General features: G+C 40.4%; 15 protein-coding genes. 10 read left to right on the forward strand and 5 right to left on the reverse strand.

Features of this window, described 5'->3' with window-relative positions; genetic code table 11:
• Positions 1-3: 3 nt before the first annotated feature.
• Positions 4-4,464: a glutamate synthase large subunit gene (gene gltB / locus GWI97_RS02720; RefSeq protein ID WP_115370476.1), complete on the reverse strand. Its 4,461-nt coding sequence runs from the start codon at positions 4,462-4,464 to the stop codon at positions 4-6.
• Positions 4,465-5,136: 672 nt separating this feature from the next.
• Between gltB and arcB the strand changes: the two genes are divergently transcribed.
• The 3 genes from arcB to mtgA all read left to right on the forward strand — a co-directional run bounded on the left by arcB (position 5,137) and on the right by mtgA (position 9,083).
• Positions 5,137-7,473 carry an aerobic respiration two-component sensor histidine kinase ArcB gene (gene arcB / locus GWI97_RS02725; protein ID WP_036933043.1) on the forward strand — a complete coding sequence of 779 codons (2,337 nt, stop codon included), beginning with the start codon at positions 5,137-5,139 and terminating at the stop codon, positions 7,471-7,473.
• 237 nt (positions 7,474-7,710) lie between these two features.
• A complete protein-coding gene (gene elbB, locus GWI97_RS02730) occupies positions 7,711-8,361 on the forward strand; it encodes an isoprenoid biosynthesis glyoxalase ElbB (RefSeq protein ID WP_036938690.1) in 651 nt (216 codons plus the stop codon).
• 20 nt (positions 8,362-8,381) lie between these two features.
• Positions 8,382-9,083, forward strand: a complete 702-nt coding sequence (gene mtgA / locus GWI97_RS02735) for a monofunctional biosynthetic peptidoglycan transglycosylase (protein ID WP_036933042.1) — start codon at positions 8,382-8,384, stop codon at positions 9,081-9,083.
• A gap of 2 nt (positions 9,084-9,085) precedes the next feature.
• Here mtgA and GWI97_RS02740 read toward each other — a convergent pair whose 3' ends face one another.
• Positions 9,086-9,976, reverse strand: a complete 891-nt coding sequence (locus tag GWI97_RS02740; protein ID WP_036933040.1) for an AraC family transcriptional regulator — start codon at positions 9,974-9,976, stop codon at positions 9,086-9,088.
• Positions 9,977-10,468: 492 nt separating this feature from the next.
• Between GWI97_RS02740 and GWI97_RS02745 the strand changes: the two genes are divergently transcribed.
• Genes GWI97_RS02745 through ureG form a run of 7 tightly spaced genes read left to right on the forward strand, consistent with a single transcriptional unit; the run spans position 10,469 to position 15,510 of the window.
• Positions 10,469-11,305 (forward strand): urease accessory protein UreD, encoded by an 837-nt coding sequence (locus tag GWI97_RS02745; protein WP_115370475.1) that lies wholly within the window; start codon positions 10,469-10,471, stop codon positions 11,303-11,305.
• Between the two features lie 21 nt (positions 11,306-11,326).
• Complete coding sequence (locus GWI97_RS02750; protein WP_004908484.1) at positions 11,327-11,629, forward strand: urease subunit gamma; 303 nt, start codon at positions 11,327-11,329, stop codon at positions 11,627-11,629.
• An 8-nt stretch (positions 11,630-11,637) separates the two neighbouring features.
• Positions 11,638-11,964: an urease subunit beta gene (locus GWI97_RS02755; RefSeq protein ID WP_036933035.1), complete on the forward strand. Its 327-nt coding sequence runs from the start codon at positions 11,638-11,640 to the stop codon at positions 11,962-11,964.
• On the forward strand, positions 11,961-13,664 hold the full coding sequence (gene ureC, locus GWI97_RS02760) for an urease subunit alpha (protein WP_036933033.1): 1,704 nt from the start codon (positions 11,961-11,963) through the stop codon (positions 13,662-13,664). The genes GWI97_RS02755 and ureC overlap by 4 nt, the downstream gene beginning before the upstream one ends.
• A gap of 25 nt (positions 13,665-13,689) precedes the next feature.
• Positions 13,690-14,193, forward strand: a complete 504-nt coding sequence (gene ureE / locus GWI97_RS02765) for an urease accessory protein UreE (RefSeq protein ID WP_036933032.1) — start codon at positions 13,690-13,692, stop codon at positions 14,191-14,193.
• A gap of 24 nt (positions 14,194-14,217) precedes the next feature.
• On the forward strand, positions 14,218-14,883 hold the full coding sequence (locus GWI97_RS02770; RefSeq protein ID WP_036933031.1) for an urease accessory protein UreF: 666 nt from the start codon (positions 14,218-14,220) through the stop codon (positions 14,881-14,883).
• Positions 14,884-14,892: 9 nt separating this feature from the next.
• Positions 14,893-15,510, forward strand: a complete 618-nt coding sequence (gene ureG, locus GWI97_RS02775; RefSeq protein WP_036933030.1) for an urease accessory protein UreG — start codon at positions 14,893-14,895, stop codon at positions 15,508-15,510.
• A 113-nt stretch (positions 15,511-15,623) separates the two neighbouring features.
• On the opposite strand, the gene dolP is transcribed toward ureG, so the two are convergent.
• The 3 genes from dolP to GWI97_RS02790 are packed head-to-tail and all read right to left on the reverse strand — an operon-like array spanning position 15,624 to position 17,205.
• The gene (dolP, locus tag GWI97_RS02780; RefSeq protein WP_036933029.1) at positions 15,624-16,202 is read right to left on the reverse strand and encodes a division/outer membrane stress-associated lipid-binding lipoprotein; all 579 of its coding nucleotides are present in this window, start codon (positions 16,200-16,202) and stop codon (positions 15,624-15,626) included.
• A gap of 9 nt (positions 16,203-16,211) precedes the next feature.
• Complete coding sequence (gene diaA, locus GWI97_RS02785) at positions 16,212-16,802, reverse strand: DnaA initiator-associating protein DiaA (protein ID WP_004245257.1); 591 nt, start codon at positions 16,800-16,802, stop codon at positions 16,212-16,214.
• A 22-nt stretch (positions 16,803-16,824) separates the two neighbouring features.
• The gene (locus GWI97_RS02790) at positions 16,825-17,205 is read right to left on the reverse strand and encodes a YraN family protein (protein ID WP_036933028.1); all 381 of its coding nucleotides are present in this window, start codon (positions 17,203-17,205) and stop codon (positions 16,825-16,827) included.
• Between the last annotated feature and the right edge of the window lie 11 nt (positions 17,206-17,216).

Genomic DNA, 17,216 nt, shown 5'->3' on the forward strand with positions numbered 1-17,216 from the left:
CTCCTATTGTGCCTGAACGCGTAATTCAGCGGATGAACGACGAGGGTGACCGAGTAACGCATTGACATCACTGGATTTTGGCTTAACTAATTTAAAGTGTTGTGACCAATATTCCCATTGTGAAAGTAATCGTTCACCTTGCTGTGATCCTGTGAGTCTGACATGTTCTGCAATCATGCCACGTAGATGTTCAGCGAGAATGGCAAAGGATGCAACAGGAAGTAGCTCAATCGATGACGTGTTGATCCGTTGGGATAACGTGAGATCTTCATCTAATAGATAAGCAAATCCTCCAGTCATTCCTGCACCAAAGTTAATCCCTGTTTTACCCAGAACGCAGACAATACCGCCAGTCATATATTCGCAACCGTTATCACCAACACCTTCAACAACAGCAATCGCGCCTGAGTTTCTCACCGCAAAACGCTCCCCAGCCAAGCCCGATGCATAAAGTTTTCCACCAGTTGCGCCATAAAGGCAGGTATTTCCCATAATGGTTGCGTGATGATTTTTAAATGCAGAACCAACCGGAGGTGAAATTACAATACGGCCTCCAGCCATGCCTTTGCCCACATAATCGTTAGCATCACCCACTAAGTTTAATTCAATGCCTTGAGCATTCCAGACACCAAAGCTTTGCCCTGCTGTACCTGTAAAATTAAGTTTTATAGGTGTTGCAGATAAACCGCTTTCACCATATTTTTTTGCGATAATTCCTGATAATGTTGCTCCCACAGAGCGGTCTGTATTGCGAATATCAAAATAGTATGTTTGGCTTTTTTGCTGTTCAATAGCATCGTTGGCTTGAGCAACAATTTGCTGATTTAGCTCACCTTTATCATAAGTATTATTATTTTCCTGACAATAAAGTGCGTGACCTGATGGCGACATTACCGTTTCTAACAATCTACCTAAAGCGAGTTTTTGCTGTTTACTCGTCACCCCGTCTAAGCAAGCAAGTAAATCAGTGCGACCGATTAAATCAGTTATTTTTCGGACGCCGAGTAGCGCCATTAATTCACGGGTTTCTTGCGCAATAAAACGGAAGTAGTTAATAACACGTTCTGGTAATCCGTGATAATGATTACGACGCAACGTTTCGTCTTGGGTTGCAACACCCATTGCACAATTATTTAAATGGCAAATACGCAGATATTTACAACCTAATGCCACCATTGGACCTGTACCAAATCCAAAACTCTCTGCGCCTAAAATCGCTGCTTTAATAATATCTAAACCCGTTTTTAATCCACCATCGATTTGTAAACGAATTTTATGGCGCAGATTGTTTGATACTAGCGCTTGTTGAGTTTCAACTAAGCCTAATTCCCATGGGCTACCGGCATATTTTACGGAAGTTAAAGGGCTTGCACCTGTTCCGCCGTCATAACCCGCAATAGTGATCAAATCAGCGTAGGCTTTAGCTACACCTGTGGCAATAGTGCCGACACCCGGTTCTGAAACTAATTTTACAGAAATCAGTGCGGTTGGATTGATCTGTTTTAAGTCGAAAATAAGCTGTGCTAAATCTTCAATAGAGTAGATATCGTGATGAGGTGGCGGTGATATTAGGGTGACACCGGGTACAGCATAACGCAGTTGCGCAATATAAGGTGTGACTTTATCGCCAGGAAGTTGTCCGCCTTCGCCGGGTTTTGCTCCTTGTGCCACTTTGATTTGTAAAACATCAGCACTCATTAAATAAGAGGGGGTCACACCAAAGCGACCAGAAGCAATTTGTTTGATCCGTGAGACTTTATTGGTGCCGTAACGTGCCGGATCTTCACCACCTTCCCCTGAATTTGAAAAACCACCTAAGGTATTCATAGCTTGTGCAAGGGCTTCATGAGCTTCTTGACTTAATGCGCCAATTGACATCGCCGCAGTATCAAAGCGTTTAAATAATTCGGTTTCAGATTCAACTTCTTCAATTGAGATTGCTGTTGTCTTGTTATTGAGTACTAACATATCGCGCAATGTTGTTATTGGGCGTTGTTGCACGAGGCTTGCATAATGCTGATAGTCTGCATATTCCCCGCTATTTACTGCTTTTTGTAAAGCTTGAACGACATCAGGATTATAGGCATGGTATTCACCTTTATGTGCATATTTCAATAGCCCGCCAGTTTCTAAAGGATAGCGGGTTAGCCAAGCTCGTTTTGATAGATTAAATAAGTCATGCTCAAAATCACTAAAGTCAGCACCATTGATCCGATTATCAACACCTGAAAAACACAAATCGACAACGTTATCGTTTAATCCGACGGCTTCAAAAAGCTGAGAACAACGATAAGAGGCAATGGTTGAAATACCCATTTTAGACATGATTTTATACAGGCCTTTATTTATACCGTTGCGATAGTTCAGCATCATTTGAGCATAAGTGCCTTGGAGGATTTTTTTATCAACACGTTGTGCTAAAGATTCATAAGCAAGGTAAGGATAAATGGCCGTCGCACCAAATCCGAGTAGGACGGCGAAATGGTGAGGATCACGGGCACTGGCTGTTTCAACAATAATATTGGCATCACAACGTAAATTATTATCTACCAACGCTTTTTGTACGGCACCGACAGCCATAGGTGCAGGAATAGGTAATCGCTCTTTAGTAATATTTCTGTCTGATAAAATTAGTAAAACAGCACCGTTGCGGACTTCCTGTTGTGCTTTTACACATAATTGATGTAAGGCTGTTTCTAGGTTAGATCCTGTTGGTTGATATGTGATATCAAGATGAATAGCTTGGTAATAAAGGCTTTCTTGATTAATAAGTTGTTGAAAATCGCTATAAAGCAAAATAGGCGATTTAAAACTGAGTCGATGAGCCTGGCCTTCAGCTTCGCAAAACACATTCATTTCACGCCCAATGCAGGTTGCTAAAGACATGACATGTGCTTCTCTTAATGGGTCTATTGGTGGATTGGTAACTTGTGCAAATTTTTGTCTAAAATAGTCGTAAATAAGGCGTGGGCGTTGAGATAATACTGCAAATGGGGTGTCATCGCCCATTGATCCAGTGGCTTCCTGTCCATTTTCTGCAAGGACATGCAAAATACTTTCAAGTTCTTCTTGGCTATAGGCAAATTGTTTTTGATAAGTTGCTAATAATGTGTCATCAAAGGCACGTTGTCCTGTAGCTTGTTGTTCTGGTAACTCTTCAAATGGCGTTAAACGTTTCACGTTACGTTCAAGCCACAATTTATAAGGATGGCGTCTTTTTAAATCTTCATCGGTTTCAGCTGAGTGTAAAATACGCCCCTGATGAGTATCAATTACCATTAATTCGCCGGGGCCAACACGTCCTTTTTCTAACACTTCATCAGCTTGATAATCCCAAATACCAATTTCAGAAGCACAGGTGATAATGTTATCCGTAGTGATAACATAGCGAGCAGGGCGTAATCCGTTTCTATCAAGAGTACAAGCCGCATAGCGACCGTCCGATAACACAATACCTGCTGGGCCATCCCAAGGCTCCATGTGCATTGAGTTAAAATCAAAAAATGCCCGCAAATCATCATCCATTTGAGGATTATTTTGCCATGCTGGTGGGACTAATAAGCGCATGGCACGAACAATATCCATACCGCCATTAAGAAATAGCTCCAGCATATTATCGAGTGAGCTTGAATCAGAGCCACTCTCATTCACAAAAGGGGCCGCGTCTTGTAAATCAGGAATAAGCGGAGTATGGAATTTATAGGCGCGAGCTTTGGCCCATTGGCGATTTCCTGTAATGGTATTAATTTCACCATTATGTGCTAAATAACGAAAAGGTTGGGCGAGTGGCCATCTTGGTGTAGTGTTGGTGGAAAAACGCTGGTGGAATAAACAAATTGAAGATTCCATGCGTAGATCAGCAAGGTCGGTAAAAAAGCGCGGTAAATCGATGGCCATACAGAGGCCTTTATAAACAGTAACTAAATTAGAAAGACTACAAATATAAAAATCACTGTCAGTAATACGTTTTTCAATTCGTCTACGGGCAACAAAAAGCCGTCTTTCAATATCACTTATTCGCCAACCTGCAGGGGCATTAACAAAGACTTGTTCAATTAAAGGAAGAGAAGAAAAGGCAATACTTCCTAAAATATCGGTATTAATAGGGACTTTACGCCAGCCGACAATGGAAAGTGTCTCGCGTTGTAGCTCTTCTTCAACGATGAGACGACATTGCGTGGCAATATTGGTGTCTTGGCTTAAGAATAGCATCCCCACAGCGTAGTTTTTTGCTAAATGCCAGCCTTTTTCTTGTGCAATTAATTGAAAAAAACGCTCTGGTTTTTGTAAGAGTAAACCGCAACCATCGCCCGTCTTACCATCAGACAGAATAGCCCCCCGATGTTGCATTCTGGCGAGACCATGAATGGCATTTCTGACAATCTTATGGCTGGCTTGCCCTTCAATATGTGCGATTAATCCAAACCCACAATTATCTTTTTCCTGAGTCTTTTGATAGAGCATTTTTTGCTTCCTACTTAGTTTGCTGGGCACCTCAAAAAAGAGCGCAAAAGGAACGTTTCGGCTCAAAGTATGTAGATAAATTTATGGGTACTCAGTCGGGTGATGTTGTGTTTGCCTAGCTTGGTGTGTTTTTTATATTGCTACGCAATGCCTTTTCAACTTATCGATAAATAAAAATCAGGTCAATGTGTGAGGATATTTGGCTAAGATAAGAGGGATAAGAAAAATTTTATTTTAAAATATTGATTAATAACTAAATTATTCTATTTTAAAATAGTGTGAGAGTGATTTTTTAATGTGAGCTATATCACTTTATTTGAGTGATTTAGCTTTATCTCATCCTTTAATGATAAAAACGAGTAGTGAGTTATTCTGATGAATGTATTAATTTTAGATTTTTATTGTTTTTATACATTTTGTATAAAAAAAGACAAATTGAATTTTTTCTAATAAGGTCTATTTATCGTTGATCTCGCTATCGTTTATATGACTTAGTTTGGCATTATTTTTATGTATGCATATATCTCGGATAGACTCGTTGAGAGAAAATAAGCAGTTAAATCAAACAAAATAATGAAAAATAACCTCTCTTAATTAGATTTCTGAATGTTCGCCACTGCGCCAATCATTTTTGGGTTATCATTCCATGGATTCAATATATTGGAGTTTTCAATGAAATTGCTCAAAGGGCTTGCCCAATACTACGTTGACTTAATGATGAGGCTGGGGCTTATCCGCTTCTCATTGTTGTTAGCTTCTGCATTAGTTGTTTTAGCGATGGTTGTTCAAATGGCGGTAACATTCTTGCTTGCAGGTGATGTTACCAGTATTGATCTTGTTCGCTCTATTTTCTTTGGGCTGATTATTACGCCTTGGGCTGTCTATTTTCTTTCTGTTGTGGTTGAACAACTGGAAGAATCACGGCGTCGCTTATCTCGTATGGTGGATAAACTCGGTGTAATGCGACAGCGTGATTTAGAGCTTAATTCTCAATTAAAAGAGAACATTGAGCAATTAAACTTGGAAATTCAAGAGCGTGAAAAAGTTGAAAAAGCACACCTTGAACTCTTAGAAAAACTTAAAAGTGAAATGAAACGTCGTGAATTGACGCAAATAGAACTTGAACAACAATCTTCACTTTTACGTTCATTCCTTGATGCCTCACCTGATTTAGTTTATTACCGTAATGAAGATAACGAATTTTCAGGATGCAACCGTGCAACGGAATTACTCACAGGAAAAAGTGAGAAGCAGCTGATTGGTTTAACACCATTAGATGTGTATGACGAAGATATTGCGATAAAAGTGATGGAAACTGATGAGAAAGTCTTTCGTCATAATGTCTCACTGACTTATGAGCAATGGCTAGTTTATCCTGATGGGCGAAAAGCGTGTTTTGAATTACGTAAAGTGCCGTTTTATGATCGCATAGGTAAGCGTCATGGTTTAATGGGCTTTGGACGTGACATTACAGAGCGTAAGCGCTATCAAGACGCGTTAGAAAACGCTAGCCGCGATAAGACTACCTTTATCTCAACAATCAGCCATGAATTGCGTACACCGCTGAATGGCATCGTTGGATTAAGCCGTATTTTATTGGATACCGAGCTTTCTCCAGAACAACTCAATTACTTAAAAACGATCCATGTGAGTGCGATTACGTTAGGTAATATTTTTAATGACGTGATTGAAATGGATAAGATTGAGCGTAGAAAAATCCAGCTAGATAATCAGCCAATCGACTTCACAGAGTTTATTTCTGATTTAGAAAATCTTTCAGGATTGTTAGTTCAGCCGAAAGGATTGAAATTCACACTCGAAGCGGAAGAAACCTTACCGCATAAAATAACCTCTGACGGAACTCGATTACGCCAGATCTTGTGGAATCTCATTGGTAATGCTGTGAAATTTACGCAAGAAGGTGAAATCAAAGTTCGCATTTGGCAAGAAGCTCCTGATAAGTTGTTCTTCGAAGTCAAAGACAGTGGCATTGGTATCCCTAAAAGTGAGCTTGAGAAGATTTTCGCAATGTACTATCAAGTCAATGATAGCCAAGGTGGACGCTCTGCAACGGGGACCGGTATTGGACTTGCCGTTTCAAAACGCCTAGCACAGCATATGGGCGGAGATATTCATGTAGAGAGTGAGTTAGGTAAGGGATCTGTCTTCACGCTCTCTATTGTCGCTCCTGCGATTGAGGAGCATCTTGATATTGAGAATGATGATGAATTCTTATTGCCAGCGTTAAATATTCTGCTTGTTGAAGATATTGAGCTTAACGTCATTGTTGCCTGCTCGGTTTTAGAAAAACTAGGTAATACCGTTGATGTGGCGATGACAGGGCAAGAAGCATTATCGATGTTTAAGCCTGATGAGTACGACTTAGTGCTATTAGATATTCAATTGCCTGATATGACAGGGTTTGATATTTCAAGGAAACTGCGCCAAGAATTCGACAGTAATGAACTTCCGCCATTGATTGCATTAACGGCCAATGTGTTAAAAGATAAAAAAGAGTACTTAGATGCGGGAATGAATGACGTGCTGAGTAAACCACTTTCTGTGGATGCGCTTACCGCAATTATCAACAAATTCTGGGGGGATGGGGCGGTTTCTGTGCCATGTAATGAGTCATCGGAATTGTTGAATAAAAATGAAGAGTTATTAGATATAGATATGCTGAATCAATACATCGAACTTGTCGGACCTCAATTAATCACTGATGGTTTAGATGTTTTTGAAAAGATGATGCCAAGTTATATGTCTGTCCTTGAATCTAACATGACTGCACGTGATCAGAAGGGCATCACTGAGGAAGGACATAAAATCAAGGGCGCTGCAGGTTCTATTGGTTTAAAACATTTACAGCAACTTGCCAAACAGATCCAATCACCTGAATTACCTGCTTGGTGGGACAATGTGCAAGAATGGGTAGATGAGCTAGGGAAGGATTGGAGAAAGGATGTGGAAAGTTTAAGAAACTGGTTGGCAGACGCTAGAAAAAAATAACCCCAACCGAAGGTTGGGGTGCGCGAATACTGCGCCAACACCAGGGAAACTTTTCTATCCGCTTTTTTTGATTCTCATTACATAGGCGAATAGGATGAAACTATTCCATACATCATACAAGCAACAAAATAGCAAAGATAAGTTTTTTTGTTACAAGAAACATTTAAATATGTGATGGCGATTGGTGTTTACACCTATAAATGGGTAACTAGTAATCTACTACAAATGGAGAAAGATATGAAATCAATTGCGGTAATTTTAAGTGGCTGTGGCGTGTTCGATGGGAGTGAAATCCATGAATCAGTGCTCACAATGCTCACTTTAAGCCAAAATAATGCTGAAGTTCATTATTTCTCACCTAATGATTTTCAACCAACTGTAATTAATCATATTACAGGTGAAGAAAAATCAGAAAAAAGAAATATGATGGAAGAATCTTCACGTATTTCTCGTGGAAAAATATCCCCTTTATCAGAAGCAAGGGCCGAAAACTTCGATGCAGTCATTATTCCTGGTGGTTTTGGTGCAGCGAAGAATTTGTGTAATTTTGCAACAAAAGGAACTGAGTGTGAAATTAACAAAGATCTCTTAAGATTTGTTCAAGCGATGCATCAACAGAAAAAACCATTAGGGTTAATATGCATTGCTCCCGTTATGTTACCAAAAATGTTAAATGCTCCAATTAAATTAACAATTGGAAATGACGTAGAAACGGCAAGTGCCATTGAAAAGATGGGCGGAGTTCATATAGATTGCCCTGTTGATGACATTGTTGTTGATGAAGAATATCGAGTAGTAACCACTCCTGCATATATGCTTGCACAATCTATCGCACAAGCGCAGATAGGTATTGATAAATTAGTTAAGAAAGTCCTTGAAATGGCATAATTGGTAGGTGAAAACAGCAGATGGTACTGGTGAGAAAGTTAAAGAAACTATTAATTATCCTAATTGCTTTATGGCTGTTAATAGTTGTGCTGTTTTCTTTTTTACCCGTACCTTTTTCTGCTGTTATGGTTCAAAGACAACTTTCTGCTTGGAGTGAGTTTGATTTCTCTTATGTGTCTCATTCCACTTGGGTGGGAGAAAAAGAGATAGCGCCCGCGATGTACTTGGCAGTTATTGCTTCTGAAGATCAAAATTTCCCCAAACATTGGGGCTTCGATTTTGATGCCATTGAGAAAGTTTTCAAAAGAAGCCATAACAGTGGAAAAACATTACGAGGTGCATCGACAATTTCGCAACAAACAGTCAAAAATCTCTTTTTATGGGATGGTCGTAGTTGGATAAGAAAAGGGTTTGAAACAGGTATGACGCCAGTTGTCGAACTTATCTGGTCAAAAAAACGTATTTTAACGGTATATCTAAATATTGTTGAGTTTGGAGATGGGATTTTCGGTGTAGAACAGGCCTCTCAACATTATTTTAGAAAGCCAGCCAAACAACTTACCCAACAAGAAGCGGCACTATTAGCCGCCGTTTTACCTAATCCACACATCTATCACGTTAATAAACCTTCAGCTTATGTTTTAAAACGGCAACAGTGGATCTTAAATCAAATGCGATTATTAGGCGGTGTCACCTTTTTAAAGAAAAATGATTTGTCATAACTTTATAAAGTTTGAAATATTTTTTTATCGGGCTCTGCAATTTTTTCTGACAGTTTTGTTATCGCAGAAGGATCATTAGCTTGACGAGACTGAATACGAAATTGTGATGGCGTGATACCGTATTTACGTTTAAACGCATCGCAAAAATAGGCGTTACTACCAAAACCACAACGATGACTGATTTGAAAGACAGAATAGTTAGAAAATGTCAGATAATTTAAGGCAATCCCCATTCGGACATCTAATAATAATTGGCAAAATGAAACCCCTTCTTTATTTAAGTGCCGACGCAGTGTTGATGGGGTGGTAAAGAGCGTTTTTGCTACATCGTCTAAATGCCATTTTCGTTGTGGATCTTGTGTGATTAAATGTGTAATTGCCTGATTTTTAGGTTCATCATAATTAAATCGGAAGATGTTTAAAATATCGACACCTTCTTGATACACCGCCATCAAAATAAAAAATAGGCACTGTTGCATAAACATGGTTTCTTGGGATGGGGAGCCGTGTGGTAATGGTAGACACTGTTTGAGTATGCTGAAGTTACTCTTTATCACTTCGGGCGTAGATAAATGATAAGCCGGAAGATGGCTTGTTAGCGGAGAGCTAGATTTAATTAAAGGCTTTAGTAAAGAAAAGACAGATTGAAGTTCTGTTTCGCATAAAACGAGCGTATGTAGCTCAATCGATTTATGCGTGAATTGGTTAACAATATCACAAGAAACCTGGCTATATTTGGGAATAATAAGTGTTAAGTGGGTTGATACATCAATAGTTTGACCATTGATGCAAATTGTCCCTTTTGCGCCACTAACCATCGCTATCATCGGGTTTTCGATGTAAAACGTTTTTAAAGACATTTGGTTAGAGGATAGAATGTGTTTGTATTCCATAATCTCCAATATACCGCAGGCAAGCTAAGTATCAATGTTGCTTAAATAAACACTGTTTACAGTGAACTCAATTGTTGTATAAACATAGAAGTCACCTCTAGAATAAATAGAGAGGTTATTCTAGTTAACAATGAGAGCCGTCATGTGAAATGCATGAGAGTGGCACAGAATATAATCCCGTTGGTGAAAGATGACAATATAGATATATGCTCATTTTTTACATTTATTTTAATCAGTGTCATTTTTTCTAAATAAATTGCTATTTATTTAAAACGCATTTTTTGTAATAAGGTGTAGAATCGCGCGTCACAGACGAAGGGGATTATCCTGTTCTTAGGGTATCACGGTTTGTCTTTTTACCCACACCCTATCCAACATTCATTAGCTTATTTTCTATTTGATTTTGAATGACTCAATCTTATGGATAGTGCTGTATGTATTCACGTATTTTCCTGATTTTTTGATAATTTTGCCAAGTTGGCAGGAGTGAGTATGTCTAACTTTTCAGGGAAAGGTTGGCTTGCTGAAATCGTTTTACGTTATGAAGTAAAGCGCGGAATGACACGTCTTACAGAAAAACGCCATATCGGCCCATTAATGGTTCAGCGACCTTTTTATCCTGAGCAAGGTATTGCACACACTTATTTACTCCATCCTCCTGGTGGTGTAGTAGGTGGTGATAATTTATTGATTAATATTGATGTTCAAACGGAAGCTCATGCATTACTTACCACGCCTGGCGCAACCAAGTTTTACCGTAGTGCTGGTGGCGTGGCTCGTCAAATTCAAACATTAAATGTCGCATCACATGGTTTTTTAGAGTGGCTTCCACAGGAAAATATCTTTTTCCCTGATGCCCAAGTACACCTAGAAACACATATTCATATTGCATCTACTGCCAAATTTATTGGGTGGGAAATTCAATGTTTTGGTCGCCCTGTTTTAAATGAGTGGTTTGAAAATGGCAATGTTAAAGGGCGTTTTAACTTTTATATTGATGAAAAGCTGACATTAACAGAATCGCTTTTTGTTAATGGTTTACAAAATAAAGCCGCTGCAATGCGTGAATTTCCTATGTTGGGTTCGCTTTATATTTATCCTGCAAGCGATGAATTAAAAAATCTTATTCAACAATGTGTTGAGGCTTTCTCAGCTTCTTACAATCATGTTATCGAATATGGTTTAACGGATGTAGACGGTATTTTAGTTTTACGGTTATTAGGCTCACAAACAGAGCCGATGATGGCGTGTTTTGCTCAAGTTTGGCAAACCGTCAGACAACACTGGTTAGGGTATTGCCCTGAGCCGCCTCGTATATGGGCGACATAATCGTTAATTTTAGGAGCAGAAATGGAATTAACACCAAGAGAAAAAGATAAATTACTGCTTTTCACTGCGGGTCTTGTTGCTGAAAGACGTTTAGCGAGAGGGCTTAAGCTTAATTATCCTGAAGCAGTAGCATTGATTAGCTGTGCCATTATGGAAGGTGCTCGTGATGGCAAAACCGTTGCTCAATTAATGAGTGAAGGGCGTACTGTTCTAACAGCAGAGCAGGTGATGGAAGGGGTGCCAGAAATGATAAAAGACATTCAAGTTGAATGTACATTTCCTGATGGCACTAAGCTTGTTTCTATTCACGATCCTATTGTGTAGGTAATAACATGATACCCGGTGAAATTAGCGTTAACCAGGCATTAGGGGATATTGAACTTAATGCAGGTAGAGAGACAAAAATAATACAGGTTGCCAATCATGGTGATAGACCCGTACAAGTGGGCTCTCATTATCATTTTTATGAGGTGAATGAGGCACTGAATTTTGAGCGAGAAAGCACATTGGGCTTTCGTTTGAATATTCCAGCAGGTATGGCGGTTCGTTTTGAACCCGGTCAAAGCCGTACCGTTGAATTAGTGGCTTTTGCCGGAAAACGTGAAATTTACGGCTTTCATGGCAAAGTGATGGGTAAATTGGAGAGTGAGAAAAAATGAAAACTATCTCACGCCAAGCTTATGCAGATATGTTTGGCCCAACAACAGGCGATCGTCTGCGATTAGCAGATACTGAGCTTTTCCTCGAAATAGAAAAAGACTTCACCACTTATGGTGAAGAGGTCAAATTTGGTGGTGGTAAAGTTATTCGTGATGGCATGGGGCAGAGTCAAGTTGTGAATGCGGCGTGTGTCGATGTCCTTATCACTAATGCCATTATTTTAGACCATTGGGGTATAGTCAAAGCGGATATCGGTATTAAGGATGGCCGTATTGTCGGTATTGGCAAAGCGGGTAATCCGGATGTGCAACCCAATGTGGATATTATTGTTGGGCCTGCTACAGAAGTAGTTGCGGGTGAAGGTAAGATTGTTACCGCAGGTGGTGTTGATACGCATATTCACTTTATCTGTCCGCAACAAGCACAAGAAGGTTTAGTGTCTGGTGTCACCACGTTTATTGGTGGTGGGACAGGGCCTGTTGCTGGAACTAATGCAACCACAGTAACCCCAGGTATTTGGAACATGCACCGCATGTTAGAAGCCGTTGATGAATTGCCTATTAATGTGGGGTTATTCGGTAAAGGCTGTGTGAGTCAACCAGAAGCCGTTCGCGAACAAATTGAAGCGGGTGCTATTGGCTTAAAAATCCATGAAGACTGGGGGGCAACACCAATGGCAATTCATAACTGCCTTAATGTTGCCGATGAAATGGATGTGCAAGTTGCTATTCACTCCGACACCTTAAATGAAGGTGGTTTTTATGAAGAAACCGTAAAAGCAATTGCAGGTCGCGTGATCCATGTTTTCCACACAGAAGGCGCTGGCGGTGGACATGCTCCGGATGTGATTAAATCGGTGGGAGAGCCCAATATTCTACCTGCCTCAACAAATCCAACGATGCCTTATACCATTAACACGGTAGATGAACATCTCGATATGTTGATGGTTTGCCATCACCTTGATCCTTCTATTCCTGAAGATGTCGCTTTTGCGGAGTCACGTATTCGTCGTGAAACTATCGCAGCAGAAGATATCTTACATGATATGGGGGCTATTTCTGTTATGTCGTCAGACTCACAGGCAATGGGGCGTGTAGGTGAAGTGATCCTTCGTACTTGGCAATGTGCGCACAAAATGAAATTACAGCGTGGCACATTAGAGGGTGATACCGCTGAAAGTGATAACCATCGTATTAAGCGTTATGTGGCGAAGTACACTATTAATCCTGCTCTAGCGCATGGTATTGCGCATGAAGTTGGCTCTGTTGAAAAAGGAAAGTTGGCTGATTTAGTTTTATGGGATCCGGCTTTCTTTGGCGTGAAACCTGCACTGATTATGAAAGGTGGCATGGTGGCTTATGCGCCAATGGGAGACATTAACGCCGCTATTCCAACACCTCAACCTGTGCACTATCGTCCAATGTATGCCTGTTTAGGAAAAGCAAAATATCAAACGTCGATGATCTTTATGTCTAAAGCGGGCATTGAAGCGCGTGTCCCTGAAAAACTCGGCTTAAAAAGCTTAATTGGTCGTGTTCAAGGTTGTCGTAGCGTGACAAAAGCATCGATGATCCACAATAGCTATGTGCCACATATCGAGCTTGATCCGCAAACCTATATTGTGAAAGCGGATGGTGTGCCATTAGTGTGTGAACCTGCGACGCAATTACCGATGGCACAACGTTATTTCCTCTTTTGATAACGGTTTATCGAGAAGATAGAGAATGAAAAGATTTACTCAAATTATAGATAAAGAGAAAGCGCTTGAAATGGCAACATCGGAAAAGCACGTCCTTACGTTGTGTTTAACGATGGATGAAAGAACCAAAAGTCGCTTAAAAGTCACTTTAAGTGATGGACAAGAAGCTGGGCTCTTTTTACCCCGTGGCACAGTGCTAAAAGAGGGCGATGTTTTACGATCAGAAGATAATATGCTAGTCACCATTGAAGCAGCTAAAGAACAAGTTTCCACGGTGTATAGCGAAGATCCACTGTTACTAGCACGAGTTTGTTACCACTTAGGCAATCGCCATGTCCCATTACAAATTGAAACTGGTTGGTGTCGTTATTTTCACGATCATGTTTTAGATGATATGGCGAGAGGTTTAGGGGCAAGTGTTGTTGTCGGCTTGGAAAAATATCAACCAGAGCCGGGCGCTTATGGTGGATCGTCTAGTGGTGGCCATCATCACCATCATCATGATCATGACGATCAGCACCACCACTAATTATTTGAATAAGGGAGCCTATTGATGCTTGCAGATCTGCGCTTATATCAATTAGTCAGTCCTTCTTTACCCGTAGGATCGTTTACATATTCTCAAGGGTTAGAGTGGGCAATTGAAAAGGGGTGGGTTTGTTCTCCTGAAACATTAACGGATTGGCTAAGTACCCAAATGATAGGCACTTTAGCAACGTTAGAACTCCCTATATTACGGCGACTACAAGAAAGTTTGGCACAAGCTAAAATGAGTGAAGTGAAGTATTGGTGTGATTTTATTATCGCAAGTCGTGAAACGAAAGAGTTGCGACAAGAAGAGCGCCAACGTGGTATCGCTTTCGCTCGCCTACTGCCTCAATTAGAGATTGAGTTAGATGAAAACTTACAAGCGTGTGTAAAACAGACACAGCTTATGGCATTTGCGTTAGCAGCGGTGAAATGGAATATTTCAGCTGAAAAGTTATGTTGTGCTTACGCTTGGGGGTGGCTTGAAAATACAGTGATGTCAGGTGTAAAACTTATTCCATTGGGACAAAGTGCGGGACAGAAAATATTATTTACATTAGCAGCGCAGATCCCTGCGATTGTTGAGCAATCCGCACTCTGGCCAACGGAGGATATTGGGAGTTTTACACCAGCGCAAATCATCGCCAGTAGTCGTCATGAAACACAATACACTCGACTTTTTCGTTCATGAGAAACCTATATGCAAGAATATAATCAACCACTGCGTATCGGTGTTGGTGGCCCTGTTGGATCAGGAAAAACGGCACTGTTAGAAGTTCTTTGTAAAGCAATGCGAGATACTTATGAAATCGCGGTTGTCACTAATGATATTTATACCCAAGAAGATGCCAAAATCTTAACACGTGCTGAAGCATTAGATGCCGATCGTATTATTGGTGTAGAAACAGGAGGATGTCCTCATACCGCCATTCGTGAAGATGCATCGATGAATCTTGCCGCTGTTGAAGAATTGGCAATGCGTCACAAAAATCTTGATATTGTTTTTGTAGAAAGTGGTGGCGATAATTTGAGTGCAACGTTTAGTCCAGAACTGGCGGATTTAACCATTTATGTGATTGATGTAGCTGAAGGGGAAAAAATCCCACGTAAAGGTGGTCCTGGTATTACACATTCGGATTTATTAGTAATTAATAAAATCGATCTGGCACCTTATGTTGGCGCATCATTAGAAGTAATGGAAGCGGATACGGCTAGAATGCGTCCTGTGAAACCTTATGTTTTCACCAACTTAAAAGAAAAAGTAGGCTTGAAAACTATTATCGATTTTATTATTGATAAAGGGATGTTAAGACGCTAACGACATGTTTTAATGCAGCCCGATTTAGTTAAGCGAGACACTGTCAGTATCGGCCGTTATTCACAAGGGCCGATACTGACAGGATAATACAGAAACAATATCAAAATGTGGGGTTAATTAAGGTAAGTAAATGCGGTTGTTACTTTCACAACCCCTTTGGTTTCACTGGCGATTTTCGCAACAGCCGCGCCTTCTTGGCGGGTTAAAATGCCAAATAAGAACACTTCACCATTTTCAGTGATCACTTTGACTGAAGACGATTTGACTGAATCACTGCCTAAAATTTGAGAGCGAACTTTAGTTGTTAACCAGGTATCTGAGGAGGCTGTGCCTAATGTCACTGGTTCGCCTTGGCGGACTTCGTTATAGACGTTATTTACACCTTCAACTTTACTTGCGACTTGTTTTGCCGTATTAGCCACAGACATATCAGGACTTTGACCTGTTAATAATATATTGCCTTGATAAGCTGTAGCCACAATACGTGAATTACTTTTCTTGATCTGTTCGTTTTTATTTAGAGCACCAGAAACACGGGCTTCCAATGTACCATCATCAACTTGTTGCCCTAATGAGCGAGGATCGGTTGCGGTTTTGCCTGCAACTGCAGCCGTGCCGACAACAGCGGCACCGATACAGCCTTGTAGTAACAGTGCAGAGCACAGCACTGCGGTGATAGGAAGCAATTTCATAGTAACTCCTTAGTCATCCTGATGTGGGAATAATGTATTATCAATTAAATCACAGAGACAATTGACTGTTAGCATCTGAACTTCCTGTATTCTGACGGTGCGTTGAGAAGGAATGCGAATTTCAACGTCTTGCGGGCCTAATAACCCAGCAAGTTCTCCGCCATCATAGCCTGTTAATGCAACAATGGTCATATCTCGTGTGACTGCGGCTTCAACGGCTTTAATAATGCTTCGACTGTTACCGTGTGTCGAAATAGCAAGTAGTACATCACCAGCTTGTCCTAATGCGCGTACTTGTTTAGCGTAGATCTCATCATGTTGCTGATTCCCCATAATGGCAGTCATCACCACGCTATCTGTATTTAACGATAATGCAGGCAAGCTTGGGCGTTCTGTTTCAAAACGATGGATCATGCTTGCGGCAAATCGTTGTGCTGTTGCTGCCGAGCTACCGTTTCCACAGCTTAATATTTTATGGCCGTTTAACAATGATTGAACCATCATCATGGCGGCTCTGGAAATGGCATCAGGTAATGCTTCTGCTGCTGCAATTTGAGTTTGAATACTCTCTGTAAAGCAGACTTTGATTCTATCAAGCACGTTAAGACCTATATAATCTAATTTAACGAATAAATTCCGTATAATCGAGAATGTTTTTTAACCATATTAACTGGCGTTGATTAAATGCACAAACATCAAAGCGACAGTCTGATGTCTCGATACTTTCTTGGCGCTGTGCTAACCAACACTTTGCTGTACGCCATAAGCGACGACGTTTAGGGTAGGTAATGGAGCTTATCGCATCACCTAATAAGGTGTTGTATCTAAAACGAACCTCAACAAATACCCATGTCCTGTTGTCCTGCATAATAAGATCAATTTCTCCGCAGGGATATCGGACATTGCGTGCAATGAATCTTAATCCTTGTTGGCGTAAGTATTTTAGCGCTTTTTGCTCATAGTACAGCCCTAAAAAGTAAGGGCTTTTAGAAAAATCATCCATGATTTTCTTCC

The organism is Proteus sp. G2300 (assembly GCF_009915965.1).
Classification (GTDB): domain Bacteria; phylum Pseudomonadota; class Gammaproteobacteria; order Enterobacterales; family Enterobacteriaceae; genus Proteus; species Proteus vulgaris.